Here is a 25,377-nt window from a genome sequence, read left to right as displayed (position 1 = left end):
ATCGCGAAGCGATGCCGCGCTCGCACCAAGCACGGTCAGGGTGCGAGCCGCCAGGCGAGCGCCCTGGGCCGAGCTTGAAACAAACACAGCGGTCTAGTTGGTCGCGGGCTCGGGGACCTTTTCCTCCAGCGGCTCGGGCACGGGACCGTCGGCCCCGAGCTCGGCGTCGTCCCGGCGGCGCCGCACGGCTCGCAGCGCCCCGGACGCCCGGCCGCGCGCCTCGGGCGAGAACGCGATGCCTGCGGCCAGGCAGGCCAGCGGGACGGCGGGCAGCACGTACCGGTAGTCGAACTCGGCGGTCGCGGCCGGGGCGAGCAGCAGGCCCGTGCCCAGCGTCCACGGGAGGAACGCCATCCCGCCGAGCCGCCGCCACATCACCGCCAGGCCGCCCAAGCCGATCAGCAGCAGCACCCCGACGCCCGTGCCGCGCAGGTAGAAGTGGTCCTGGTAGAAGCGCATGACCCCGGCGAACGGCTCCACGACCAGCGTCCGGGCCCGGCCCTGCTCGTACTTCACGGCCTCGTCGGCGGCGGTGTTGTCGTTGTCCATCCGCCAGTTGGGCAGGGCGGCGGTGGTGCGGCCGAACTCGTACTGCTGGTAGGTCGCCCGGTCGGGGAACACGGTGCGGTCCCACCGGAAGACCCGCAGGAAGTCGTACCCGACCACCTGCAGGTAGTCGACCGGCTGGGAGAGGATCGCGCGGCGGGAGAAGCTGTTGGCGACCTGGTTCTGGTCGGCGCTGAACCGCTTGCCGGTGTAGCGGTTGAGCGGTGAGGCCGCGTTCCAGATCCCGTCCTGGGAGTTGGGGAGCCGGTTCTCCGGCTCGGTGCACAGCGGGATCTCCTCCACCGGCGGGTTGATCTTGTGGCAGTCGGCGAACTTGTAGACCCGGGCGTACAGGAAGATCCCGTTGCTCTCGGTGATGGTGAACTTGTCGTTCTCGATCTTGTACCAGCCCGCGTAGGCCACCACCGGCAGCGCGCAGGCGGCCAGCGTGACCGCCAGCATCCGCCATCCGGTCCGCCGGATGAGCATGTAGGTCAGCACGCCGAGCAGCACCGGCAGCCCGACCGAGCGGGTCAGCCACGCCAGCCCGATGATCAGCCCGAGCGAGGCGGCGATCTTCCAGGTGGTGCGGTCGTGCCAGAGCAGCACCGTGACCGCGGCGACCACCAGGAAGGTGAACATGGTGTCGGACAGGATCAGGTGCTCCAGCTGGATCTGGTACGCGTCCAGCAGGAACGGGGTGGTGGCCAGCGCCGCGCCCCAGCCCGGCAGCCGGAACCGGCGGCGCAGCAGCGCGTACACCATCACGCCCATGGCCAGGCCCATGAGGTGCTGCATCGCGATGACCAGGCCGAAGCTGTGGAACGGCTTGAGGAGCAGCAGCAGGAACGAGTAGCCGTCGGGCCGCAGCGGGTGCGGGTACGGCTTCATCGCCACGTGCAGGTAGTCGAAGCTGTCGTTGAAGAACATCGCCGGCTGGTAGCCGACCATCGCGATGGCCCGCAGCAGTACCGCTGTGGCAAGGATCACAGCAAAGAAAGGGTGACGGCGCACGAGCGCCCACAGGCGCGCGGCGCGTTCGCGCAGGTGCCCTCCCGGGTCCGCGGCGAAGTCGCGGGCGCGGTCGCGCAGCGATCCGGCCCGGGCCGCGGCGGCCGCGCGGACGCGGCCAGAGGCTCCCGTGAACCAATCCTTGCCAAGACGTCGACGCTTCGGCGTGTCGCCGGGCTCGCCGGTTGTGCCGGGTTCGTCTTGCCCGGGTGCGTCCGGGCCGGGCGAGCCCTTGCCGGGGGCGGTGTCCGGGGGATCGGTGACCCCCGCCACCGCGTGCGGGCCGGACGGGGCATCGCCCCCGTCCGGCCCCGGTTCGGCGCCGTCCGGCGGATCTGTGTTCAAGCCTGCGACGGCCCCCCGTGGGCCGGCACCGTTCCCGGGCTGACCTGCACTGTCCTCTCGGGCCCCGAGCTCGGTGGCACTGCGTTCTCCGGCGCGCGTCAAAGCCGACCCAACCTTTCCGGGCCGCGGTGCCCGTATGCTTGTTCCTCTAGCCTGCCGCTAACGGCCGTGACTGAGCGGGTCTTCAGGTTGCAAGTACGCAACACGATACGGGCGCTCTTGATCGAAGATGCGCGCATCGCTCGCTCCGGGCAGGCATCATGAACGACGGCCGGCCGCCCGGCGGAACATGACGAGATTAGTAGAAAATACCGCAGACGGTCACCAGGGGTAACGAAGGAGATCGCGTGGAACTCTCCGTAGTGATGCCATGTCTGAACGAGGCTGAAACGGTCGAGACCTGCGTCCGCAAGACGATCGGCTTCTTTGAGGACAACGGGATCGACGGCGAGGTCGTCATCGCCGACAACGGCAGCACCGACGGCAGCCAGCAGCTGGCCCGGGACGCGGGCGCCCGGGTGGTGCCCGTGATCGACAAGGGTTACGGCAACGCCCTGATGGGCGGCATCCGCAGCGCCCGCGGGCGCTACGTCGCGATGGGCGACGCCGACGACTCCTACGACTTCACCACCCTTGGGCCGTTCCTCGAGCAGCTGCGCGACGGCGCCGACCTGGTGATGGGCAACCGGTTCAAGGGCGGCATCGCCGACGGCGCCATGCCGCCGCTGCACCGCTACCTGGGCAACCCGGTGCTGAGCTTCGTCGGCCGGCTGTTCTTCGGCAGCAAGATCGGCGACTTCCACTGCGGCCTGCGCGCCTTCAACAAGGACTCCATCATGCGGCTGGGGCTGCAGACCGGCGGCATGGAGTTCGCCAGCGAGATGGTGGTGAAGGCCACGCTCGCCAAGTACGACATCCGCGAGGTCCCGACCACCCTCTCGCCGGACGGGCGGACGCGGGCGCCGCACCTCAACACCTGGCGGGACGGCTGGCGCCATCTGCGCTTCCTCCTCCTCTACAGCCCGCGGTGGCTGTTCCTGATCCCGGGTCTGGTGTTCATGACACTGGGTCTGATCGCCGGAATCGCGCTTTCGTTCGGGCCGGTCCGGGTCGGGGAGATCGCCTTCGACGTCGACACGCTGGTCGGCGCGGGCGCGGCGATGGTGATCGGCTTCCAGGCGGTGGTCTTCGCGCTGCTCACCAAGATCTACGCGATGCAGGAGGGATTCCTGCCGCATGATCGGAGAGTACAGAAGATCACCGACTGGTGGAGCCTGGAACGCGGACTCGTGCTCGGCGGGCTGCTGGCCGTCGCCGGTCTGGCCGGTCTGGCCGCCTCGCTGTTCCACTGGCGGGTCAACAACTTCGGCGAGCTGGACCCGCGGCAGTCGCTGCGGATCGTCGTGCCGGCGGCGACCGCGCTGGTGATGAGCTTCCAGGCCATCTTCGGCTCGCTGTTCGCCAGCATCCTGGGCATCCGCCGCCGCCAGCACCCGCCGGCGATCGACCCGGCCGACGAGGCCGCGGGAGTGGTGGACGCCGCCGCCCGCCAGGTCGCCGCCGAATCCGCGGCCCAGAAGGCGGCCGAGTCGGACGCCGGCTTGGACGACGAGGCGGGCACCGAGGTGGACGCCGAGGCCGAGAAGGCCCCGGCCGGTAAGACCGCGTCCAAGACCGCCGCCAAGCCGTCTTCGAAGACGGCTCCGAAGACGGCGTCCAAGGCGAGGGCCAAGACCGGGTCCAAGGCGGCCCCCAAGGGCAAGGCCCCAGGTAAGGGCGCGGGCAAGACCCGGACAAAGGACGAGCCGGCTAGCGGATCCGGCGCCGCCGAAGACGAATAAATCCGGACGAACGGGTACATCTCCGGCGTCGGCGCACTTCTTCGTTCTTTCCGCGCGCCTCTCCCGCGCATTCTCCTTAAGGGGGCGGAAACGTGTCCGAGCTCGCGCACCGCCTCTCACGGAAAGGAACGCCGCCGCCACGCTCCGGAGCGGATTCCGACAACTTGCTGAGTGTTTCGCGCGCAAGGGAAGCGGCCGCGCCGGACTGTGACAGGCTGACTCGCTGATGGATCTTTCGCCCGTGCCGGCCGTCAACGCCGTCCTCGCGGACCTCGGCCACTGATGACCACCCAGGCAGCGACCCTTCCCGTCGCACGACCGCCGGCCCGTTCCACGGGCGAGCGCCCGAGCGGCGCGGACCCGCGCTTCCGGCACTGGGGCCTCCTGCTGCTGCTCGGCTGGGCGGCCCAGGTGGCCGTGCGGCTGTGGCTGGCCGCCGGGCAGACGATGCCGGTGGCCACCCCCGACGAGGCGGGCTACCTGTTCGCCGCCCGGGTGCTGACCGGCGGGCCCGAGGCCGACATGTCCTACGGCACGGTCTACCGCGGCGGCTACGCGCTGCTGCTGCTCCCGGCGTTCTGGATCTCCGACGAGCCGGTGACGATCTACCGGATCTGCCTGGTCATCAACGCGCTGATCAGCGCGGCCCTGCTGCCGCTGGCCTTCCTGATGCTGCGCCGGATGGGCCTGTCGCGCAGCTGGTCGTACGCGGTCGGGCACGTCACCGCGCTGCTGCCCTCGGTGGTCTTCTACGCCGAGTTCGTGCTCACCGACGCGGTGCTGCCGGTCGCGGTATTCGGCTGGCTGCTGCTGACGCACTCCTGGCTGACCGCGCCGCCGGGCACCTCCCGGGCGCGGGTGGCGCTGTACGGGGCGTCGGCCGCGATGGTGGTGGCGTACGTGTACGCCTCGCACACCCGCGGCGTGCTCCTGGTCGTCGTGCAGGCCGGGCTGATGGCGGCCGCGGTGCTGCTGCGATGGCGCGACTGGCGCACCACCGGGATCGCCGCCGCCGCGATGGCGGCCGTGGCGGGCGCGGGCGCGCTGCTCAACAACAGCCTGCTGCCCAAGCTGTACCCGGGCGGCGACAACAACCTCAGCGGCAATCTGGAACGCCGCCTGACCAGCCTGGACGGCTACGGCTGGGTGCTGTCGCTGGGCACCGGGCAGGTCTGGTACCAGATCGTGGCGACCGGCGGCATCGCGGGAATCGGGCTGGTCACCGTCTCGGTCCTGGCGGCCCGGCGCGGTACGCCGGGGCGGTTGCGCGCGCTGGCCCTGGCGATCCTGGCGACGATCGCGGGAATCGCGTTCGCGACCTCGGCCGCGCTGCCCGTCGAGTGGCGGATCGGCAACTACGTCTACGGCCGCTATCTGGCGTGCGTGACGCCGGTGCTGTTCGCAGTGGGCGCCGCCGTGCTGCTGCGCGCCGCGCTCCGCACCGTGCTGTGGGCCGCGGCCGCGACGGTGGCGCTGGCGGTGGTGACCGCGAGCGTCGTCCAGTGGTACGCGGGCGATCTGCTGAGCCGCTACACCTACACCCGGTTCGACTTCCCCGAGACCTCGTTCCTGACCTGGAACTGGACGGAATTCCACCTGTGGCGCGCCACGCTGGCCGGGCTGGTGCTGCTGGGGCTGGCGCTGATCGCCGCCCGGCTCCCCAGGCACGGGCGGGGCGTCCTGGTGGTGCTGCTGGTCGGGGTCAACCTGACCGCCGTGACGACGGCCACGATGCAGATCTCCCAGCCCTTGGTACAGGGGCTGACGGCGTACACCGACCTGCGCGACAAGACCGACCTGGACGCGCAGCGTTCGATCGCCCTGGACTGGAACGTCCCCTGGACGGTGCGGCTCGCGCAGTTCTACTGGGCGTGGGACAGCAAGGGCACCCTGTTCGACGCCCGCTGGACCCCGGCGCCGCGCAACGTGGACCTGGTCGTCCTGGCGTGGCCGAAGGGCGTTCCCGCGGAGCAGACGTGGCGGGACGCCCCGGACGGCTGGCGGATCGTCGACAGCCGCCGTACCCCGGAGGGCGACTGGGTGGCGTGGCGCAGCCCGTCCCCGGCGCAGAGCGACCCGGAGCGCATGGTCACCGGCGGCCGCCCGTAAGGAAGGCTTCCACCGGGCCGGCCCAGGCCCAGGCTCAGGAAGAGGCGGCCGGTCCCCAGATCTCCAGGACGCCGTCCGAGGACCGCCACATCAAGCGCCACCCGCCCTGCGCGCTGGGCCGCCAGCCGGCGAAGATCTGCGCCTCCTGGCCGCGCCACTTGGTGAACAGCATCGGCTGCCCGTAGGAGTCCTCAGGCAGCTTGGTGGAAGTGTGCTCGAAGTCGCGGATCCGGCCGTGCCACAGCGTGTCGCCCCACATGGAGCGGCTGTAGAAGGTCAAGGTCTGGGCGAGCCGCCGGTCCGCCCACAGGACGGGCATGTCGCGGTCGTGGCCGGCCAGGTAGCCGCGCAGCTCGTTCCACGCCCTGTCGCGGGGGAGGTACGGGACGGCGCGCACCGCCGACACGGCATAGGTGCCCGCCAGGACGACCGCCACGGCCGGGGCGACGACCGTACGGAGCCGGAACCGGGCCGCCAAGCCCTCGGGGATCCGCCGGACCAGCAGGATCAACGATCCCGTGCCGCCCGCCAGCAGCGCCGGGAAGATCGCGAACCAGTACCGCAGCAGCCAGGCGCGCAGCGAGATGTCCTGCGGGTCCAGGACGCCCGCCAGCAGCGTCAGCGGGGCCGCCAGGGCGAGGAACCACACCAGCGTCAGCGCGAGCCGCCGGTCGCGGGTCACCGCCCAGCCGACGACCGTCAGCACCAGCGCCGCGACGAAGACCATGCCCATCGGGTGCCAGTCGTCCATCGCCCGCACGAAAGACTTCAGCGCCAGCGTCCGGGTCACGTAGTCGCGGGACTGGCCGCCGTGGCTCGCCGCCGACATCAGCCCGGCCAGCGGATCGCCCCACACGATCGCGTTGTGCGTCAGGTTCGCGGCCAGGATCGCGGCCATCGGCAGCCCGACCGTGACGTTGCGCCGCCACGGGATCCGCAGCAGCGCCAGGTAGATCGGGATCGCCAGGAACAGGAACGCCAGGAACTCCCGGACCAGGAACGACGCGCCGAAGCAGGCGCCCGCGGCCAGCAGCAGCCGGGTCTGGGCGCGCCCCGTGCGGCGGCTCGCGACCACCAGCGCCGCCATCCCGAACGCGAACAGCCCCGCGCCCGGCATGTCCGGCAGCATCACCCCGGCCGACCAGGTGACCTCGATCCCGTACGGGTTGGTCATGGTGAAGAACGGGTGGACGATCAGCAGCAGCGTCGTCGCGACCCCGGCCAGGTCGCCGAACAGCGACCGGACGGCCAGGTAGCAGCCCACGAAGAACAGGCAGCCGCCGAGCGCCGCGACGGTGGAGTAGGCGGCCTGCCCGTCGCCGAGCAGCTCCTGCGCGACCCGCGCGGGCAGCACCAGCCCCAGCCGGGTGACCTGGTGCGGGACCTCGTTGAACGGCCACTGGTCGAGCGGGATGTCCGGCCAGTCCCGCGCCGCCAGCCACACGTAGTAGGGGTCGAAGTACATCGGCGGCGGGTTGGTGATCCACTGGGCCAGCACGGTGCACGTCGCGACCAGCGCCGACAGCCACACCGCCCGGCGGCGGGGCCGTCCCCAACCGGCACGGAACCCGCCCGCGAACCGCGCGGCGGGCCCGGTGCGGGCCTCGGTGTCGTCCTGGCCGGCCGGCTCGCGCACCGTGGTCTGGCCCATGCCTGTGATCAACCTCTGCTGTGCGGGTGATGGATCCGAGGGACGGGCGGGGAAAGGGACACCGCCCGGTTCGCAGAGTATCGGCAGGCGCGCCCTGCCCGGGTGGCTATACCGTTCGAGCGGGACCGGTCGGCCCTCTACTCTGGGTGCATGTCCTCGTCGAGCCGACACATCCTGACCGCGCCAGCCTGGCCGTACGCCAACGGGCCCCGTCACATCGGGCACGTCTCCGGATTCGCGCTGCCCGCCGACATGTTCGCCCGCTACCAGCGGATGGCGGGCAACCAGGTCCTGATGGTCAGCGGCACCGACGAGCACGGCACGCCGATCCAGGTGCAGGCCGACAAGGAGGGCGTGACCGCGCGCGAGCTCGCCGACCGCTACAACCGGGTGATCGCCGAAGACCTGCACGGCCTCGGCATGTCCTACGACCTGTTCACCCGCACCAGCACGCGCAACCACTACGCGGTCGTCCAGGAGATCTTCAAGGGCCTGTACGACAACGGCTACATCTTCCCCAAGACCACGATGGGGGCGATCTCGCCGTCCACCGGCCGCACCCTGCCCGACCGCTACATCGAGGGCACCTGCCCGATCTGCGGGTACGACGGCGCGCGCGGCGACCAGTGCGACAACTGCGGCAACCAGCTCGACCCGATCGACCTGATCAACCCGGTCAGCCGGATCAACGGGGAGAAGCCCGAGTTCGTCGAAACCGAGCACTTCATGCTCGACCTGCCGGCGTTCACCGACGTGCTGGGCCGCTACCTGCGCGGCAAGCAGGGCGAGTGGCGGCCGAACGTGCTGAAGTTCTCGCTGAACCTGCTGGACGACCTGCAGCCCCGCGCGATCAGCCGCGACCTCGACTGGGGCGTGCCGATCCCGCTGGACGGCTGGCGCGACAACCCGGCCAAGAAGCTGTACGTGTGGTTCGACGCGGTGATCGGCTACTTCTCCGCCTCGGTGGAGTGGGCGCGGCGCCAGGGCGACCCGGAGGCGTGGCGCGCCTGGTGGCAGAACCCGGACGCCCTGTCGTACTACTTCATGGGCAAGGACAACATCGTCTTCCACTCCGAGATCTGGCCCGCGATGCTCATGGGCTACGGCGGCCAGGGCGACAAGGGCGGCACGCCCGGCTCGCTGGGCGCGCTGAACGTGCCCACCGAGGTGGTGTCGTCGGAGTTCCTGACGATGGAGGGCCGCAAGTTCTCCTCGTCCCGCCAGGTGGTCATCTACGTCAAGGACTTCCTGGAGCGCTACGACGTCGACGCGCTGCGCTACTACGTGGCGGTCGCCGGCCCGGAGAACCAGGACACCGACTTCACCTGGGCGGAGTTCGTCCGCCGCAACAACGACGAGCTGGTGGCGGCCTGGGGCAACCTGGTCAACCGCTCGATCAACATGGCCGCCAAGAACTACGGGGCGATCCCGGAGCCGGGCGAGCTGACCGACGCCGACCGGGCGCTGCTGCAGCGCAGCCGCGGCGCGTTCGGCGCCGTCGGCGCGGAACTGGGCCGGTCCCGGTTCAAGAACGCGATCACCGAGGCGCTGGACGTGGTCCGCGACGCCAACCGCTACCTGTCCGACCAGGCGCCGTGGAAGCTCAAGGACGACCCCGAGCGGGTGAAGTCGATCCTGCACGTGGCGCTGCAGGTGGTCGACGACGCCAAGTCGATGCTGACCCCGTTCCTGCCGAACTCCTCGCAGAAGGTGCATGAGATGCTCGGCGGCGAGGGCACCTGGAGCGCGATGCCGCGGCTGGAGGTCGTGTCCGAGGAAGGCGGCGCCGACTACCCGGTGCTGACCGGCGACTACGTCTCCGAGGCGGTCTGGGAGTCCCGGCCGATCAAGCCGGGCGTGCCGCTGACCAAGCCGACCCCGCTGTTCAAGAAGCTCGACCCGTCGGTCGCCGACGAGGAGCTGGCCCGCCTGGAGGCGGGCAAGGCGCAGAACGGGGGCGACGCCCAGTGAGCAGGGGGCCGGGCGGGGAGGCGTCCCGAGCCTTTCCGCCGCTGCCCGAGCGCCTTCCGGTGGACGTGTTCGACAGCCACTGCCATCTCGACCTGGCCGACACGCCGGTCACCGAGGCGCTGGCGGCCGCGCACGCGGCCGGGATCGCGCGGATCGTCACGATCGGCTGCGACCTGCCGTCGTCGCGGTTCGCGGTGGAGGCCGCCGGCGAGTACCAGGACGTCTACGCGGCGGTGGCGATCCACCCCAACGAGACGACCGGCATCAGCGACGCGGTACTGCACGACATCGAGGCGATGTCGGTCCACCCGAAGGTGCGGGCGATCGGCGAGACCGGCCTGGACCGCTACCGCGACTGGGCCCCGCAGGACGATCAGCAGCGCTCGTTCCGGGCCCACATCGCCATCGCCAAGCGCACCGGCAAGGCCCTGGTCATCCACGACCGGGACGCGCACGCCGACGTGCTGCGCATCCTGGCGGAGGAGGGCGCCCCGGAGCGGGTGGTGTTCCACTGCTTCTCCGGCGACGCCGAGATGGCCAAGGTCTGCGCCGAGCGCGGCTATGTGATGAGCTTCGCGGGCAACGTCACGTTCAAGAACGCCGAGCCCCTGCGGGACGCGCTGCGCGCCGCCCCGCTCGATCTGCTGCTGGTGGAGACCGACGCGCCGTTCCTCACTCCGATCCCGCACCGCGGCAAGCCCAACGCCTCCTACCTGATCCCGCACACCGTCCGGTTCATGGCCGAGGTGAAGGGCGTCGACCTCGCCGAGCTGTGCACGGCGATCGCGGCCAACGGCGAACGCGTCTTCGGCCCATGGTGAGCCGACACCTTTGAACCGACACCGCTGAACCGGCGCCGCTGAACCGGCGCACCTGAACCTCACCCGACCGGGACGCGGGGTCGGGAACATCGCCGTTCGGGTGGCGGGAGAGCCCCGCGGGGCTCTAAGGTCTGGCAGTTGCACAGGGCACCCCCCGGAGCCCTGTCGGCCATGGAGGAAACGAAGGTGCGCCGACCCCCCACGCGCTCTGCGCTGTCCCTGCTCGTGACGGCGGCCCTGCTCGCCGGCTGCGGCGGCGAGAAGGCCCCGTCCACGAGCGCCCCGTCGTCCGCGGCCGCGGACGCGCCCCGGCCGAGCGCCACCCCGCGCAAGATCGTGCTCATGGTGGACAAGAAGAAGTCCGAGGTCATGAGCGCGGGCGCGACCGTGGAGCAGGTGCTGAGCCAGGCCCGCGTCGCGCTCGGCCCCTACGACCTGGTGTCCCCGCCGCGGCAGTCCCCGCCCGGCGAGATGATCAAGGTGGTGCGGCTGCTGTCCAAGCCCGTGACCAAGACGGTGAAGACCAGCGCGCCGCCCATCCGCAAGAAGAGCTCCAAGGTGGCGCCCTTCAGCGAGAAGGTGATGCGCAAGGGCAAGCCCGGGATGAAGGTCGTCCAGATCGCCTACGTGCGGCGGCGCGGCAAGAAGGTCAAGGCGGTGATCTCCGAGCAGGTCAAGCGCAAGCCGGTGGCGGCGATCGTGGCGGTCGGCCCCAAGGGCGCCTCGACCGGCTCCGCCGCCCGGCTCAACTGGGCGGGCCTGGCCAAATGCGAGTCCGGCGGCAACCCCAAGGCCGTCAACCCGGCCGGCTACTACGGGCTCTACCAGTTCTCGATGCAGACCTGGGGCTCGGTCGGCGGGTCGGGCAAGCCGTCCGACGCCAGCGCCGCCGAGCAGACCTACCGGGCACAGCTGCTCTACAACAAGGTGAACGGGCGCTGGCAGGGGCAGTGGCCCAACTGCGGCAGCAACCTCTTCGGCTAACGCGCACGACCCGCCCGGCCGACCTGAGACACTGGAGCCGTGGGGGACGTACAGGCACTTCTCGGACCGGCGGACGTCCGGGAGCTGGCCGCACGGCTGGGCATCCGGCCGACCAAGACGCTCGGCCAGAACTTCGTCATCGACGCCAACACCGTGCGGCGGATCGTGCGGACCGCCGGTCCGGCCACCGACGACGTGGTGATCGAGGTCGGCCCCGGGCTGGGCTCGCTGACCCTCGCGCTGCTGCCGGAGACGCGCCGGGTCGTGGCCGTGGAGATCGACCCGGTGCTGGCCGGGGCGCTGCCCGGCACGGTCGCCGCACGCGCCCCCGGACAGGCCCGGCGGCTGGAGGTCGTCCAGGCCGACGCGCTGCGCCTCACCGGCCTGCCGGGGCCCGAGCCGACCGCGCTGGTCGCGAACCTGCCCTACAACGTGGCCGTCCCGGTGGTGCTGCACCTGCTGGCGACCTTCCCGTCGCTGCGCCGCGCGCTGGTGATGGTGCAGGCCGAGGTCGCCGACCGGATGGTCGCCACGCCCGGCGGCAAGATCTACGGCGTACCGTCGGTGAAGCTGGCCTGGTACGGGGAGGCGCGGCGGGCCGGGGCGGTGGGCCGGTCGGTCTTCTGGCCCGCGCCCAACGTCGATTCGGGCCTGGTGGCCTTCACCCGGGCCGAGCCGCCGCCGACCCGGGCGTCCCGCGCGGAGGTGTTCGCCGTGGTCGACGCGGCGTTCGCGCAGCGCCGCAAGACGCTGCGCGCGGCACTGGCGGGCTGGGCCGGATCGGCCGCGGCGGCGGAACGGGCGCTGCGCGCCGCGGGCGTTGATCCACAAGCTCGTGGCGAAGCGCTGGACGTGGCCGCCTTCGCCCGGCTCGCCCAGTATCGTCCTGGGGGCGTGCTGGACCGGAACGAGGCGGAGGAACATGCTGAAGGGGCGGGCGAAGGGGCGTTCGCGGACGGCGCCGGCGAGGAGGCCCGTGGCGGCGCCGGCGAGGGGGCCCCTGGCGGCCCTGGCGGCGCTGGCGTTCGCGGCGGGCTGTAGCAGCGGCGCGGGCGCGGCACCGACGATCACGAGCACCGCCCGTCCGGGCGTCGCCCCCGTGCCGCCCAAGCAGGGCGCCTACTTCGGCGCCTGGATGCCGCCCGACGCCGCCGGGCCGTCCCCGTCGGGCTCCCCGTCCGGCAGCCCGTCCGAGGCGGCGGGCGGCCCGTCGGGTTCGCCGTCGTTCCGCCCGGTGCCCGGACCGGTGGGCGACCTCGAACGCGACCTCGGCCGCCGGCTGGACATCGTGCAGAGCTACCGGGGCTGGAAGTCCGCCTTCCCGAGCCGCGACGACTCCCAGCTGCTCAACGCCGGGGACCGGTACCTGCTGCTGAGCTGGGCGGGCACCGACACCCGGGAGATCGTCTCCGGCAAGCACGACCGGCTGATCCAGGAGCGGGCCCGCGCCATCAAGGCCACCGGCAAGCCGATCTTCCTGCGCTGGCAGCGCGACATGGACAAGGAGAGCCTGCGCGATTCCAGGATCTACGGGCCGGCCGACTTCATCGCCGCCTGGAAGCACCTGCGCGGGATCTTCCAGCGGGAGGGCGTCGACAACGTCGCCTGGGTCTGGTGCCCCACCGCGGGCGGCTTCGGCTCCCGCAACGCGCCCTCGTTCTACCCGGGCGACGACCAGGTGGACTGGATCTGCGTGAACGCCCAGCCGGGCGGCGAGTACGACTACCGCGACCTGTCGGAGTCGCTCAAGCTGTTCCTGGAGTGGGCCGACGACCGGCCCAAGCCGATCATGGTCGCCGAGTTCGGCGTGCCCAAGTCCTACGGCGTCCGGCGCGCCGAATGGCTCCGCAAGGCCGCCGAGACGCTGCAGAACCCGCGGGTCAAGGCCGTGGTCTACTTCAACTCCGACGAACAGGCGACCGAGTCCAGGGACGAGCGGCGCCGGTACGCCGTCACCGGCGACAACCAGGCCGTCTCGGCGCTGCGCGAACTGGCCACCACGCCGTACTTCAACCCCCGCAACCTCCCGGTGACCAGCGGCGGCTGAGCGGGCCTCGGGCCGGTGGCGGGGACCCGGTGCGCCCCGCCCGCCACGGAGGGGCCCGGGTCCTCTACGCTTCCGTGACGTGACCGCAGTGACCGTACGCGTGCCCGCGAAGGTCAACCTCCAACTCAGCGTGGGGCCGCTTCGCGACGACGGGTATCACGACCTCGTCAGCGTCTTCCAAGCCGTCTCCCTCGTCGACGAGGTGACGGCCGTTCCCGCCGAGCGGCTGGAGGTGACCGTCGAGGCCGCCCCGCACGCCCGGGTGGCGATCGACGGCGTCCCCGTCGACGGCGACAACCTCGCCGCGCGGGCGGCGCTCCTGGTGGCCGAGCGGCTCGGCGTCGAGCCGCAGGCCGCGCTGCGCATCCGCAAGGCCATCCCGGTCGCGGGCGGCATGGCGGGCGGCAGCGCCGACGCCGCCGCCGCGCTGGTGGCCTGCGCCCGGCTCTGGGACGACCGCGAGGACCCCCTGCTCACCCGCGACGACCTGCTGGAGATCGGCGCGCTGCTGGGCAGCGACGTGCCGTTCGCGCTGCTCGGCGGCACGGCCGTCGGGGTGGGGCGGGGCGAGCGGCTGACGCCGGCGCTGACCCGCGGCACCTTCCACTGGGTGTTCGCCACCGCCGACGGCGGCCTGTCCACCCCGGCCGTGTACGCCGAATGCGACCGGTTGCGCGCCGCCCGGGGCGAGCGCGCGCCCTGGCCCGAGGTCTCCCAGGCCCTGATGACCGCCCTGGCCACCGGGGACGTCAAAGGGCTGGGCGCCGCGCTGGACAACGACCTGCAGCCCGCGGCGCTGCTGCTGCGGCCCGCGCTGCGCCGCACGCTGGCCACCGGACGCGACTCCGGGGCGATCGGCGCGCTGGTGTCCGGGTCCGGTCCGACCTGCGCGTTCCTGGCCGAGTCGGAGGAGCACGGGGCCGAACTGGCGGAGGCTCTGGACGACACCGGCGTGGCCCGGTCGGTCGTCCGCGCGCAGGGACCTTTCCCCGGGGCAACAATTATCTGACTGAACCGCCACCGGACCGGCCGCGTCTAAAACCGAAAGCCCTTCACCCCGCAACTGCTCGACCCGTCGGAACCCCCGACCCTTCGGAAAGGGAGACGCGGTGGCCAGTATCACCTTGCTCCTCGTGCTAGTCCTCCTCCTCGCCCTCGTCGTGGTCGTGGGCGTGGTGATCGCGCTCGCCGTCCGCTCGTCCGCCGGACGCGGCCGGGCGCCCGGGTACAACCCGTACCAGCCCGGCGGACCCGGATCCCAGCCTGGCCCGTACGGCTCCCACAACCCGTACGACCCGTACAGCGCCGGCCCGGCTCCCTCTCATGGCGGATACGCGCCGGGCGCCGACCCCTACAGCGGCTACTCCGGCGGACCGTCGCCCGATCCCGGTTCCTCGTCCGGCGGGTCTTACGGCGGCTCCTCGGGCTACGACAGCGGCGGCTCGTCCGGTGGTTCCTCGGGCGGCTCCTCAGGTTTCGACAGCGGGGGCTCCTCCAGCTCGAGTTCCAGCTACTAGCCAGAACTCGCGGCGGCGGAGCGGAACGGAAGGAGAACGGCCATGGATGCCCTCCCAGGTTTGTTCGTCATCGGGGTGATGGTCCTCATCGTGAGCGTCATCGTGCTCGTCAACACGACTGAGCGCGGCCGGCAGAGCAAGCGCCGGCGCGGCAGGGGCGGCGGCGGATTCTTCGGTGGCGGTGGCGGCTACTCCTGCAGCAGCGGCGGCTCGTGCAGCGGGGGATCGTCCTGCGGTGGTGGCGGCGGCTGCGGGGGCGGTGGCGGAGGGTCCTGAACCCTCCCCGGCGCCCCGGCCCAAGGTGCTCGCCGGGGCCACTAGCCTTGAAGATGTCGTGAATCTGATCAACGCTGAGAACGTCACCAAGGCCTACGGCCCCAAGCCGCTGCTCGACGCCGTGTCGCTCGGCCTCGACGAGGGCGACCGCGTCGGCGTCGTCGGCCGCAACGGCGGCGGCAAGAGCACGCTGGTCGAGATCCTCGCCAGGACCGCCGAGCCCGACCAGGGCCGGGTCACCCACGCCCGCGGGCTGCGCCTGGGCTACCTGACCCAGCGCGACGCCTTCGCCGAGGACGCCACCGTACGCGGCGTCGTGCTCGGCGACCGTCCCGAGCACGAATGGGCCGGCGACACCCGCGTCCGCGACATCCTCGCCGGCCTCCTCGCCGACCTGCCGCTGGACGCCCCGCTCGCCGGGATGTCCGGCGGCGAGCGGCGCCGGGTCGCGCTGGCCCGGCTGCTGGTCCCCGAGTCCGACCTGATCGTCCTGGACGAGCCCACCAACCACCTCGACCTGGAGGCCATCGACTGGCTGGCCCGGCACCTGCGGTCCCGCCGCGGCGCGCTGCTGGCGGTCACCCACGACCGCTGGTTCCTCGACGAGGTCACCGAACGCACCTGGGAGGTCGTCGACGGCCAGGTCGAGCGCTACGAGGGCGGCTACTCCGCCTACGTGCTGGCCAAGGCCGAGCGCGACCGGATCGCCGCCGCCACCGAGGCCAAACGGCAGAACCTGCTGCGCAAGGAACTGGCCTGGCTCCGCCGCGGCCCGCAGGCCCGCACGTCCAAGCCCAAGTTCCGGGTGGACGCGGCACAGGCCCTGATCGCCGACGAGCCGCCGCTGCGCGACTCGGTGGAGCTGACCCGGTTCGCCACCGCCCGGCTCGGCAAGACCGTGATCGACCTCGAGGACGCCGCCGTCGAGGTCGGCGGCCGCCCCCTCTTCGAGCGGCTGACCTGGCGGCTCGGCCCCGGCGACCGGATCGGCCTGGTCGGCGTCAACGGCAGCGGCAAGAGCACCCTGCTGCGGCTGCTGGACGGCTCCGTCGCCCCCGGCGCGGGCCGGGTGGTCCGCGGCCGCACCGTCCGGCTCGCCCACCTGTCGCAGAACCTGGAGGAGCTCGACCCGGGCCGCCGGGTGCTGGAGTCGGTCGAGGAGATCAAGCAGCGGATCACCGTGGGCAAGCGCGAGTGGACCGCGAGCCAGCTGCTGGAGCGGCTCGGCTTCCGCGGCGACCGGCAGTGGACGCCGGTCGGCGACCTGTCCGGCGGCGAGCGGCGCCGCCTGCAGCTGCTGCGGCTGCTCATGGGCGAGCCCAACGTGCTGCTGCTGGACGAGCCCACCAACGACCTCGACATCGAGACCCTGACCGAGGTGGAGGACCTCCTCGACGGCTGGCCGGGCACGCTCATCGTCGTCAGCCACGACCGCTACTTCCTGGAGCGGGTCACCGACCATTCCGTCGCGCTGCTCGGTGACGGGCGGGTCTCGATGCTGCCCGGCGGGGTCGAGGAGTACCTGCGGCGCCGCGCCGAGGGCACCGCCCCCACCCGTGCCGCGGCCTCCGGGACGACCGCTGCCGCCGTCACAGAGCCCAAGACCGGCGCCAAGGGCGGCGGGCAGGAGTGGAAGGCCCGCAAGGAACTCGACCGGCTCGAACGCCGCCTCGACAAGCTGGCCGGGCAGGAAGCGGAGCTGCACGAGCGACTGGCCGCCGCGGCGACCGACTACGAGCGGCTCCAGGAGCTCGACGGCCGGCTGAAGGAGATCCAGGCCGAGGCGGCGCAGGTCGAGGAGGAGTGGCTGATGCTCGCCGAGGACGTCGGCTAGGCCTCGGACCCCTCGGGGCTGTCGAAGGGGATCAGCAGCGTCCGCAGCAGCCCCGACAGCGTCTCGCGGTCGTCGGGGGCCAGCCCCTCGAGGATCCCGTGCTCCCGGTCGAGCAGATCCGCGAACGCGGCGTCCACCCGGGTCATGCCCGCCGCGGTGAGCCGCACCTGCACGCCCCGCTTGTCCTGCGGATCGGGATGCCGCTCCACCAGCCCGGCGGCGGCCAGCCGGTCGATCCGGTTGGTCATGGTGCCGGAGGTGACCAGCGTGGCCCGCAGCAGCGCGCCCGGACTCAGCTGGTACGGGGTGCCCGCCCGGCGCAGCGCCGTGAGCACGTCGAACTCCCAGCCCTCCAGCTCGTGCGCGGCGAAGACGGCGCGGCGGGCACGGTCCAGGTGCCGGGCCAGCCGCGACACCCGGCTGAGGACCTGCAGCGGCCGGACATCGAGGTCCGGCCGCTCCTTGCGCCAGGCCCCGACGAGCCGGTCCACCTCGTCCTGCATGCCGGACAGCCTACCTGTCTCGATATCGAGAAGACTTTCTTGACATCAAGATTATCGCCGGGCATCCTGTCTCTTGATGTCGAGACAAGCAGCGGCCGAACCGCCCGCCGCCATCTGGGACCCCGCACAGTACGGGGCCTTCGGCGACGAGCGCGGCCGCCCGTTCACCGAACTGCTGGCCCGGGCCACCCGAACGCCCCCCGCGCCCGCACGCATCGCCGACCTCGGCTGCGGCACCGGCGAACTCACCGCGTCACTCGCCCGCCGCTGGCCGGACGCCGACATCGAAGCCGTCGACAGCTCACCCGAGATGATCGACGCCGCCCGCGCCCGCACCATCCCCGGACGCCTCCGCTTCACCGTCGGCGACATCACCACCTGGCACCCCGAACGGCCCCTCGACCTGATCGTCTCCAACGCCGTCCTGCACTGGATCCCCGAGCACACCGACCTGCTCCCACGCTGGATCGACGCCCTCGCACCCGACGGACGGCTCGCCTTCCAGGTCCCCGGCAACTTCGACGCCCCAAGCCACGCCCTGCTCCGCCAGACCTGCGAAAGCCCACGCTGGCGCGACCGCCTCGGCGGCCTCTCCCGCCCGCACCCCGTCCTCGACCCCGCCGGCTACCTCGACCTGCTCACCCGCCACGGCTGCCACGTCGACGCCTGGGAGACCACCTACACCCAGGTCCTGCAGGGCGACGACGCCGTCCTCGAATGGATGAAAGGCACCGCGCTGCGGCCCGTCCTGACCGCCCTCGGCCCCGACGAGGCCGACCACTTCCTCACCGAATACGGCGCCCTGCTACGCGCGGCCTACCCGGCCACGCCATACGGCACCGTCTACCCGTTCCGGCGCGTGTTCGTCATCGCGGCCCGCGCCGGCCCCTGAACGGCCGCCCACCGTGGGAGGGAAGCGACTCGTTCCCCTGCGGTGTGCCAGCTCGCACGGTGGGCGGCGCCCCAACGGCCGCACACCCCGGGCGCACGACCGATCCCATGATCGCGACGCTGCGCCCACCAAGACCCCGGCCTCGCGAACCGAGGCACGGGCCAACCGGTAACACGGTGACCCCGGCCGGTGGCCGCCCGGACGAACTCCAGGCGGCCACCGGTCAACCGCTCAGCGAGACCCGCGCGACGCCGCCTTCGCGGCCGCCTTCTCCTCGGCCTTCTCCGCCTTGGCCGCCGCCTTCTCCGCCTGCTTCTCCCGGCGCTCGGCCTCCTTGCGCCGGCGCCTGGGATCCAACGACGGGCGCGGCTCCAGACCGGACAACCCGTTCCACGCCAGATTGACCAAGTGGGCCGCGACCTCCTCGCGCTTGGGACGCCGCGCGTCCAACCACCACTGGCCCGTCAGCGCCACCATCCCCACGAGCATCTGCGCGTACATCGGCGCGTACTTCTCGTCATAGTCGCGCCGGTCCAACTCCCGCGCCATCACATGCTCGACCTCACCCGCGATCTCACTCAGCAGGCTCGCGAAACTCCCGGTCCCCGTACCGCCGTGCGAATCACGCACCAGAATGCGGAACCCGTCGGGATTGGTCTCGATGTACTCCAGCAGCGCCAGCGCCGCCTTCTCCAACTTGCCGCGATAGTGGATCGCCGAGCTCAGCGCCTCGGTCACCAGGCCGAGCAACCGCTCGAACTCCCGGTCGACCACCACCGCGTACAACCCCTCCTTACCGCCGAAATGCTCGTACACCACCGGCTTGGAGACGCCCGCCGCGGCGGCGATCTCCTCCACCGACGTGCCGTCCAGCCCGCGCTCGGCGAACAGGGTCCGCCCGATGTTGAGGAGCTGCTCGCGTCTTTCCTTGCCGGTCATCCGCTTTCTGCGCGACCGGGGGGCAGGTTCAGTCACAGGTCAATTGTGACGCTCACCCAGGCCGCTTCGCGCGCCTGGCGTCGAGCCGCTCGGCGTCCGGCCAGCGCACACCGTGCGCCCAGCCCGCCTTCTCGAACACCCAGATGACCCGGGCACTGATGTCGACCTGACCCTTGAGCACACCGTGCCGCGCGCAGGTCGGGTCGGAGTGGTGCAGGTTGTGCCACGACTCGCCGAGCGAGGGGATCGCCAGCCACCACACGTTGCGGGACTTGTCGCGGACCTCGAAGTCCTCGTTGCCGAAGGTGTGGCAGATCGAATTGATCGACCAGGTCACGTGCTGCACCAGCGTGAGCCGCACCAGCCCGGCCCAGAAGAACGCGGTGAACGCGCCGGCCCAGGACATCGTCAGCAGCCCGCCGAGCACCCCCGGCAGCAGCAGCGTCACCGCGACCAGGCCCGGGAAGGCCTTGTGGATCCGGACGATGTCGCGGTCGTTCAGCAGGTCCTTGGCGAACCGCTCCTTGGACGTGCGGTTGCCGTCGAACAACCAGCCGTAGTGCGCCCACGCCAGCCCCTTGGCGAGGGCCTTCCAGTCATTGCCGAACCGCCACGGCGAGTGCGGGTCGGCCTCCTTGTCGGAGTGCTTGTGATGCCGCCGGTGGTCGGCGACCCAGGTGATGACCGGACCCTCCATCGCCAGACTCCCGGCCAGCGCCATCGCGATCTTCAGCGGGCGGCGGGCCTTGAACGAGCCGTGCGTGAAGTACCGGTGGTAGCCGACGGTGATCCCGGCGGCCGAGACGAAGTAGAAGACCGCCGTCAGCGCGATGTCGGTCCAGCCCAGGAAACGGCCCCAGGCCAGCGGCACCGCGGCGAGCAGGGCGAGGAACGGCACACCGGTGAAGACCCCGACGAGGATCCGTTCGAGCCTTCCCGACGGCTCCGGCTCGATCTCGGGTCGGCGCTGCGGGCGGGGCGGATCGAGGACGGGGGCTGAAGACATGCGTCACCACTTCCCTGCTTTCTCCGGGTCGCCTTACCTACGCCAACGTAACCTACGCTTGCGTAGGTTGACAGTGTCCGATGCGTAAAATCACGGTGGACTCGTGCCCCGTGCGGCCCTTGAATCACCAGGTCAGACGGGTCGCCGGACGGCGCCCGTCACCGGCCCCAGAGAGCGTCCGGACGCCTCCTTCAGGATGTAAGTGCTCACATAAAACTGCACTAAACCTACATAATTCGGGCAGGTGAGCTTGCCCACAGTCATATCTGACCGGCCCGCCCCCCCGTCTGCAGGCGTTCCCCGAGGTGGGGCCATACATCCTGACAAGATGTAACTATCTGAAGTCAGATGACTTCGGATTGTCACCATCGCGCCGTACTGTCGAACGCATGGTCGAAAAACTCCCCGAAGAACTCCGCGAACTGGCCATCTCCCTCCGCAAGGAAGGCCGCACCTACCGCGAGATCGCCGGATCACTGGGCGTCTCCATCAGCACCTGCTCCCTATGGCTCCGCGACGTCCCCGCGCCGCCGCGCCCCGGCCACGAACAGGAGCGCGTGGCCGCGATGTGGCAGTCGCGCTGGGCTCCGTACCACGAAGCGCGAGAACGAGAGCGCCATGAGACCAAGCTCGCCGCCTCCTCCGAGTTCGGAGATCTCGACGAGCGTGACATCCTGCTCGCCGGCGCGCTGGTCTACTGGTGCGAGGGTTCGAAGGACAAGATCTACCGCCGTCAGGAGCGGCTGGTCTTCATCAACAGCGATCCCGCGCTGGTCCGCTTCTTCCTGAGGTTTCTGCAGGTCGCAGGGGTACCTCGCGAGCACCTCAGGTTTCAGCTGCACATTCACGAGACGGCCGACATCCCGGCTTCCACGCGTTTCTGGGCAGAGCTGACCGGCACGCCCGAGGACGCCTTCCAGAAGCCGGTGATCAAGGGCCACAAACCCAAAACCAAGCGTAAGAACCTCGTAGAGGACTACCACGGGTGCCTGTGCGTCCGTGCGGTGCAGAGCGCCGACCTCTACCCTCGCGTCGAGGGCTGGGCTTACGGCGCCATGCTCGGCGCCGAGGAGGCTGCTGCTCACTTCGCCCGTCGTTCCGAGGCGGCTCTCGATAGGCTGGCGGACGATCAATCATCCGCCCGGCTAACTGGGGTGAGGGTTGAAGCCCCAAACCGGTATCGTGAACCGGGCGAGCAGCCCCCTTAAGGGGGACATGTCCGAACTATCCGCCGTGGCGTAATTGGCAACGCATTGGGTTTTGGTCCCAAAGTTCCAGGTTCGAGCCCTGGCGGCGGAGCTCAATGTTCGAGTGTTGAACGGCGGGTCCGGCCCACAGCGGGCCGGGCCCGCCGCCGTTCTGGGGGTGTGGGTGCCCGGCGGGGTGACAGTTCCGGGCTGGGCGGTATCCTTCCGGTGTCGGGCGTGTTGCGAGCCTGTTTGAGCAGGTAGATCTAGGTGGGCGAGGCCCCCGTGATCGACGCCCGAGCCAAACCGATCCCGTCCGCACTGCCGAGGAGCCTCCACGTGAGTGCTAGCCGCCCGGCTGCCGTCATTGTCCTTGCCGCGGGCGAGGGCACCCGTATGAAGTCCCGCACCTCCAAGGTTCTCCACGAGCTGTGCGGGCGCCCCATGCTCGGTCACGTGCTGGCCGCCGCCCGCGCGCTGGACCCCGGCCGCCTGGTGGTGGTCGTCGGGCATCGCCGCGAGCAGGTGGTCGCCCATCTGGAGCAGGCCGAGGCGGAGACGTCCCCGCGGCCCGAGCCCGTGGTGCAGGAGCGTCAGGGCGGCACCGGGCACGCCGTCCGGATGGCCATGGAACGGCTGTGGGACGGCGGCGGGCCGAGCGGGACCGTGGTGGTGACCAACGGCGACCACCCGCTGCTGCGCGGCGAGACGCTGGCCGAGCTGGTGCGGGTGCATGGTGCCGAGGGCAACGCCGTGACCGTCCTGACCACCGAGATGCCCGACGCGACCGGCTACGGGCGCATTCTTCGCGAGGGTGACGGGTCGGTCGCCGCGATCGTCGAGCACAAGGACGCGACCGAGGTGCAGCGGGCCGTCCGTGAGATCAATGTCGGCATGTACGCCTTCGACGGCGCGTTGCTGGCCGACGCGCTCAAGCGGGTGACCACCGACAACGCCAAGGGCGAGGAGTACCTCACCGACGTGGTGGGGATCCTGCGCGGCGACGGGCATCGGGCGGGCGCGTACCTGACCGCCGACTGGGTGGAGACCCAGGGCGTGAACGACAAGGTGCAGCTGGCGCAGGCGCGGCGGCAGTTGAACGACCGGATCCTGGAGGCGCACATGCGGGCCGGGGTCACGATCGTCGACCCGGCCTCGACCTGGATCGATGTGGACGTCACCGCCGAGGCGGACGCGGTCGTCCACCCGGGCACGCAGTTGCACGGCCGTACCCATCTGGGCGAGGGTGCCGAGGTCGGGCCCGGTTCCACGCTGACCGACACCCTGGTGGGGGCCGGTGCGCGGGTGGTCAACACGGTCGCCGACGGTGCGGAGATCGGTCCTGAGGCGTCGGTGGGTCCGTTCGCCTATCTGCGGCGGGGTACGCGGTTGAGTCGCAAGGTCAAGATCGGCGCGTATGTGGAGACCAAGAACGCCGAGGTGGGTGAGGGCAGCAAGGTGCCGCACCTGACCTATGTGGGCGACGCGGAGATCGGCGCCGGTTCCAATATCGGCGCGTCCAGCGTGTTCGTGAACTATGACGGTGTGGAGAAGCACCGTAGCGTGGTGGGAGACCACGTGAAGGTCGGCAGCGACACCATGATCGTCGCGCCGGTCACGATCGGCGACGGCGCCTATACGGCGGCCGGGTCGGTGATCGTCCAGGATGTTCCGCCTGGTGCGATGGCGGTGGCCCGCGGGCGGCAGCGCAACATCGAGGGCTGGGTGGAGCGGAAGCGTGCGGGGACTCCGGCGGCCGAGGCCGCCCGCCGGGCCTCCGGGCGGGACCGCGCGGAATGACGCGGCATGTGGGCACGACACCCACGGGAAGTACAGTTCCATTGAGGGGGAGTTGTCAGAGGTGAGTGGGATCAAGGCGAGCGGCCAGAAGAAGCTGATGCTCTTCACCGGCCGTGCTCACCCGGACCTGGCCAAGGAAGTAGCCGACAACCTCCATGTCGAGCTCACGCCGACCTCGGCGTACGATTTCGCCAACGGCGAGACTTTCGTGCGTTTCTTGGAGTCGGTGCGCGGTTCCGACGCGTTCGTGATCCAGAGCCACACGGCGCCGATCAACCAGTGGATCATGGAGCAGCTGATCATGGTGGACGCGCTGAAGCGCGCGTCGGCCAAGCGGATCACGGTGGTGGCGCCGTTCTTCGGATACGCGCGGCAGGACAAGAAGCACCGTGGACGCGAGCCGATCTCGGCCCGGCTGATGGCCGACCTGTTCAGGACGGCGGGGACCGACCGGCTGATCACGGTTGATCTGCACACCGCGCAGATCCAGGGTTTCTTCAACGGTCCGGTCGACCATCTGTTCGCGCTGGACCTGCTGGCCTCGCATTTCGAGAGCCGGCTCGACCTGTCGCAGGTGACGGTGGTGGCGCCGGACGCCGGGCGGGTGCGGGTGACCGAGCGGTGGTCGGACCGGCTGGGCGGCGTGCCGATGGCGATCATCCACAAGAAGCGCGATCCGGACGTGGCGAACGAGGTCAAGGTGTTCGACGTCGTCGGTGAGGTCGAGGGCCGCACCTGCGTGGTGGTCGACGACATGATCGACACCGGTGGCACGATCGTGAAGGCGGCGGACGCGCTGTTCGACAACGGTGCGACGCGTGTGGTGGTGGCGGCGACGCATGGCGTGCTGTCGGGTCCGGCGGTGGACCGGTTGAAGAACTCGCGGATCTCCGAGGTGGTGCTGACCAATACGCTGCCGATCCCGCAGGAGAAGCAGTTCGACAAGCTGACGGTGCTGTCGATCGCGCCGCTGGTGGCGCGGGCGATCAATGAGGTGTTCAGTGACGGGTCGGTGACCAGCCTGTTCGGCGGGCACAGCTGAGTCGGGCAAAGACACGGGCAAGGATGCGGGCCTGGGACGATCTCGGTCGTCCCGGGCCCGTGCCGCGTCCGGAAGCGATGATCTTCGCGGTCGGTCCGGCCCCACTGGCTTTGCGTGTTGGGACGATCGGCTAGACTTGCTGAATCCGCGTATGGCCCGGGTCGTTCAGTGCGGCTCCGTGCGAGGTTTCGCACTCCCCGGGCAACGCAAAGAATCTTCGAGGCGCCTGACGCATCGAGCAACGCCTGATTCGCTCTGTCCGTAGCGGACGTCCAGGTTCGGACGGCCGTGGATCGCAACAACGAGGAGTTTTCGCCGTGTCCGAGGTACGTATCGCCGCCGAGCCGCGCACCGAGTTCGGTAAGGGTGCCGCGCGGCGCACCCGCCGGGCCGGCAAGGTTCCCGCCGTTCTTTACGGTCATGGCACCGACCCGCAGCACATCTCGCTGCCCGGCCATGACCTGATGCTGGCCCTGAAGACGCCGAACGTGCTGCTGCGCGTGGAGGGCGTGGGGGCGGGGTCGGAGCTGGCGCTGCCCAAGGACGTGCAGCGCGACCCGATCAAGGGCTTCCTCGAGCATGTCGACCTGCTGCTGGTCAAGCGGGGCGAGAAGGTCGGGGTGTCCATCCCGGTGCAGATCGAGGGCGATGTGGTCGCGGGCGGCCGGCTGGTGCAGCCCGAGGTCGAGATCGCGGTGGAGGCCGAGGCGACCCGGATTCCGGAGTCGGTGACGCTGGACATCTCCGCTCTGGAGATCGACTCGCAGGTGCTGGCGCGGGATCTGAAGCTGCCGACGGGTACCACGCTGGTGGCCGACGAGGAGCTGCTGATCGTGCAGATCGTGGACGCCTCGATCTCGGCCGGCGCGGCCGAGGCGGAGGCCGAGGGCGAGCCCGCGGAGGCGGCCGCCGAGGGTGGCGAGCAGGCCGAGTGAGCGATGCCGCCACGGGTTTCGTGGCGCACTGTCTTCCGAACGGCCCCCGCGGCGTCAGCGCCGCCGGGGGCCGTCGGCCGTGAAAGATGGTGAGAAGCGTGGTGGCACTGGGTGCGAGGG

At 71.0% G+C, this 25,377-nt stretch carries 21 protein-coding genes and 1 tRNA gene; 17 read left to right on the top strand and 5 right to left on the bottom strand.

The window, feature by feature from the left end:
* Nucleotides 1-93: 93 nt before the first annotated feature.
* The gene (locus ABD340_RS18735; RefSeq protein ID WP_344590264.1) at nucleotides 94-1,902 is read right to left on the bottom strand and encodes a glycosyltransferase family protein; all 1,809 of its coding nucleotides are present in this window, start codon (nucleotides 1,900-1,902) and stop codon (nucleotides 94-96) included.
* Nucleotides 1,903-2,249: 347 nt separating this feature from the next.
* Between ABD340_RS18735 and ABD340_RS18730 the strand changes: the two genes are divergently transcribed.
* Nucleotides 2,250-3,743, top strand: coding sequence for a glycosyltransferase family 2 protein (locus tag ABD340_RS18730; RefSeq protein ID WP_344590263.1), 1,494 nt, complete (start codon nucleotides 2,250-2,252; stop codon nucleotides 3,741-3,743).
* A gap of 282 nt (nucleotides 3,744-4,025) precedes the next feature.
* Nucleotides 4,026-5,852: a hypothetical protein gene (locus tag ABD340_RS18725; protein ID WP_344590262.1), complete on the top strand. Its 1,827-nt coding sequence runs from the start codon at nucleotides 4,026-4,028 to the stop codon at nucleotides 5,850-5,852.
* 34 nt (nucleotides 5,853-5,886) lie between these two features.
* Here ABD340_RS18725 and ABD340_RS18720 read toward each other — a convergent pair whose 3' ends face one another.
* The gene (locus tag ABD340_RS18720; protein ID WP_344590261.1) at nucleotides 5,887-7,503 is read right to left on the bottom strand and encodes an ArnT family glycosyltransferase; all 1,617 of its coding nucleotides are present in this window, start codon (nucleotides 7,501-7,503) and stop codon (nucleotides 5,887-5,889) included.
* 150 nt (nucleotides 7,504-7,653) lie between these two features.
* On the opposite strand from ABD340_RS18720, the gene metG reads away from it, so the two are divergent.
* The 9 genes from metG (at nucleotide 7,654) to ABD340_RS18675 (ending at nucleotide 16,953) form a co-directional block, all read left to right on the top strand.
* Entirely contained in the window at nucleotides 7,654-9,474 is a 1,821-nt protein-coding gene (gene metG, locus ABD340_RS18715; protein ID WP_344590260.1) for a methionine--tRNA ligase, read from the top strand.
* Nucleotides 9,471-10,295, top strand: coding sequence for a TatD family hydrolase (locus ABD340_RS18710; RefSeq protein WP_344590259.1), 825 nt, complete (start codon nucleotides 9,471-9,473; stop codon nucleotides 10,293-10,295). The genes metG and ABD340_RS18710 overlap by 4 nt, the downstream gene beginning before the upstream one ends.
* 186 nt (nucleotides 10,296-10,481) lie before the next feature.
* The gene (locus ABD340_RS18705; protein WP_344590258.1) at nucleotides 10,482-11,279 is read left to right on the top strand and encodes a resuscitation-promoting factor; all 798 of its coding nucleotides are present in this window, start codon (nucleotides 10,482-10,484) and stop codon (nucleotides 11,277-11,279) included.
* Nucleotides 11,280-11,318: 39 nt separating this feature from the next.
* On the top strand, nucleotides 11,319-12,320 hold the full coding sequence (rsmA, locus tag ABD340_RS18700) for a 16S rRNA (adenine(1518)-N(6)/adenine(1519)-N(6))-dimethyltransferase RsmA (RefSeq protein WP_344590257.1): 1,002 nt from the start codon (nucleotides 11,319-11,321) through the stop codon (nucleotides 12,318-12,320).
* Nucleotides 12,256-13,326 carry a glycoside hydrolase family 26 protein gene (locus ABD340_RS18695; RefSeq protein ID WP_344590256.1) on the top strand — a complete coding sequence of 357 codons (1,071 nt, stop codon included), beginning with the start codon at nucleotides 12,256-12,258 and terminating at the stop codon, nucleotides 13,324-13,326. The genes rsmA and ABD340_RS18695 overlap by 65 nt, the downstream gene beginning before the upstream one ends.
* Nucleotides 13,327-13,414: 88 nt before the next feature.
* Nucleotides 13,415-14,335, top strand: a complete 921-nt coding sequence (locus tag ABD340_RS18690; protein WP_344590733.1) for a 4-(cytidine 5'-diphospho)-2-C-methyl-D-erythritol kinase — start codon at nucleotides 13,415-13,417, stop codon at nucleotides 14,333-14,335.
* A gap of 100 nt (nucleotides 14,336-14,435) precedes the next feature.
* Nucleotides 14,436-14,843 (top strand): hypothetical protein, encoded by a 408-nt coding sequence (locus ABD340_RS18685; protein WP_344590255.1) that lies wholly within the window; start codon nucleotides 14,436-14,438, stop codon nucleotides 14,841-14,843.
* Nucleotides 14,844-14,885: 42 nt separating this feature from the next.
* Nucleotides 14,886-15,119 (top strand): hypothetical protein, encoded by a 234-nt coding sequence (locus tag ABD340_RS18680; RefSeq protein ID WP_344590254.1) that lies wholly within the window; start codon nucleotides 14,886-14,888, stop codon nucleotides 15,117-15,119.
* A 58-nt stretch (nucleotides 15,120-15,177) separates the two neighbouring features.
* Nucleotides 15,178-16,953 carry an ABC-F family ATP-binding cassette domain-containing protein gene (locus ABD340_RS18675; protein ID WP_344590253.1) on the top strand — a complete coding sequence of 592 codons (1,776 nt, stop codon included), beginning with the start codon at nucleotides 15,178-15,180 and terminating at the stop codon, nucleotides 16,951-16,953.
* Here the strand turns inward: ABD340_RS18675 and ABD340_RS18670 are convergent.
* A complete protein-coding gene (locus tag ABD340_RS18670) occupies nucleotides 16,950-17,456 on the bottom strand; it encodes a MarR family winged helix-turn-helix transcriptional regulator (protein ID WP_344590252.1) in 507 nt (168 codons plus the stop codon). The two genes, ABD340_RS18675 and ABD340_RS18670, sit on opposite strands and share 4 nt — an antisense overlap.
* A gap of 76 nt (nucleotides 17,457-17,532) precedes the next feature.
* Between ABD340_RS18670 and ABD340_RS18665 the strand changes: the two genes are divergently transcribed.
* A complete protein-coding gene (locus tag ABD340_RS18665; protein ID WP_344590251.1) occupies nucleotides 17,533-18,348 on the top strand; it encodes a trans-aconitate 2-methyltransferase in 816 nt (271 codons plus the stop codon).
* 231 nt (nucleotides 18,349-18,579) lie between these two features.
* Here ABD340_RS18665 and ABD340_RS18660 read toward each other — a convergent pair whose 3' ends face one another.
* Together ABD340_RS18660 and ABD340_RS18655 are read right to left on the bottom strand one after the other, a co-directional pair.
* On the bottom strand, nucleotides 18,580-19,323 hold the full coding sequence (locus ABD340_RS18660; protein WP_425547389.1) for a TetR/AcrR family transcriptional regulator: 744 nt from the start codon (nucleotides 19,321-19,323) through the stop codon (nucleotides 18,580-18,582).
* Nucleotides 19,324-19,339: 16 nt separating this feature from the next.
* Nucleotides 19,340-20,293 carry an acyl-CoA desaturase gene (locus ABD340_RS18655; RefSeq protein WP_344590250.1) on the bottom strand — a complete coding sequence of 318 codons (954 nt, stop codon included), beginning with the start codon at nucleotides 20,291-20,293 and terminating at the stop codon, nucleotides 19,340-19,342.
* 305 nt (nucleotides 20,294-20,598) lie between these two features.
* Between ABD340_RS18655 and ABD340_RS18650 the strand changes: the two genes are divergently transcribed.
* From ABD340_RS18650 to ABD340_RS18630, 5 genes are all read left to right on the top strand, one after another.
* Nucleotides 20,599-21,501 carry a sigma factor-like helix-turn-helix DNA-binding protein gene (locus tag ABD340_RS18650; protein ID WP_344590249.1) on the top strand — a complete coding sequence of 301 codons (903 nt, stop codon included), beginning with the start codon at nucleotides 20,599-20,601 and terminating at the stop codon, nucleotides 21,499-21,501.
* 19 nt (nucleotides 21,502-21,520) lie between these two features.
* Nucleotides 21,521-21,592, top strand: a tRNA-Gln gene (locus ABD340_RS18645).
* 227 nt (nucleotides 21,593-21,819) lie between these two features.
* The gene (glmU, locus tag ABD340_RS18640) at nucleotides 21,820-23,280 is read left to right on the top strand and encodes a bifunctional UDP-N-acetylglucosamine diphosphorylase/glucosamine-1-phosphate N-acetyltransferase GlmU (RefSeq protein WP_344590248.1); all 1,461 of its coding nucleotides are present in this window, start codon (nucleotides 21,820-21,822) and stop codon (nucleotides 23,278-23,280) included.
* A 61-nt stretch (nucleotides 23,281-23,341) separates the two neighbouring features.
* Nucleotides 23,342-24,322, top strand: a complete 981-nt coding sequence (locus ABD340_RS18635; protein ID WP_344590247.1) for a ribose-phosphate diphosphokinase — start codon at nucleotides 23,342-23,344, stop codon at nucleotides 24,320-24,322.
* Nucleotides 24,323-24,639: 317 nt separating this feature from the next.
* The gene (locus tag ABD340_RS18630; RefSeq protein ID WP_344590246.1) at nucleotides 24,640-25,257 is read left to right on the top strand and encodes a 50S ribosomal protein L25/general stress protein Ctc; all 618 of its coding nucleotides are present in this window, start codon (nucleotides 24,640-24,642) and stop codon (nucleotides 25,255-25,257) included.
* Nucleotides 25,258-25,377 lie beyond the last annotated feature (120 nt).

Source organism: Actinomadura vinacea (genome assembly GCF_039532545.1).
Lineage (GTDB): Bacteria > Actinomycetota > Actinomycetes > Streptosporangiales > Streptosporangiaceae > Spirillospora > Spirillospora vinacea.
This window is presented reverse-complemented; position numbering and strand designations above follow the sequence as displayed.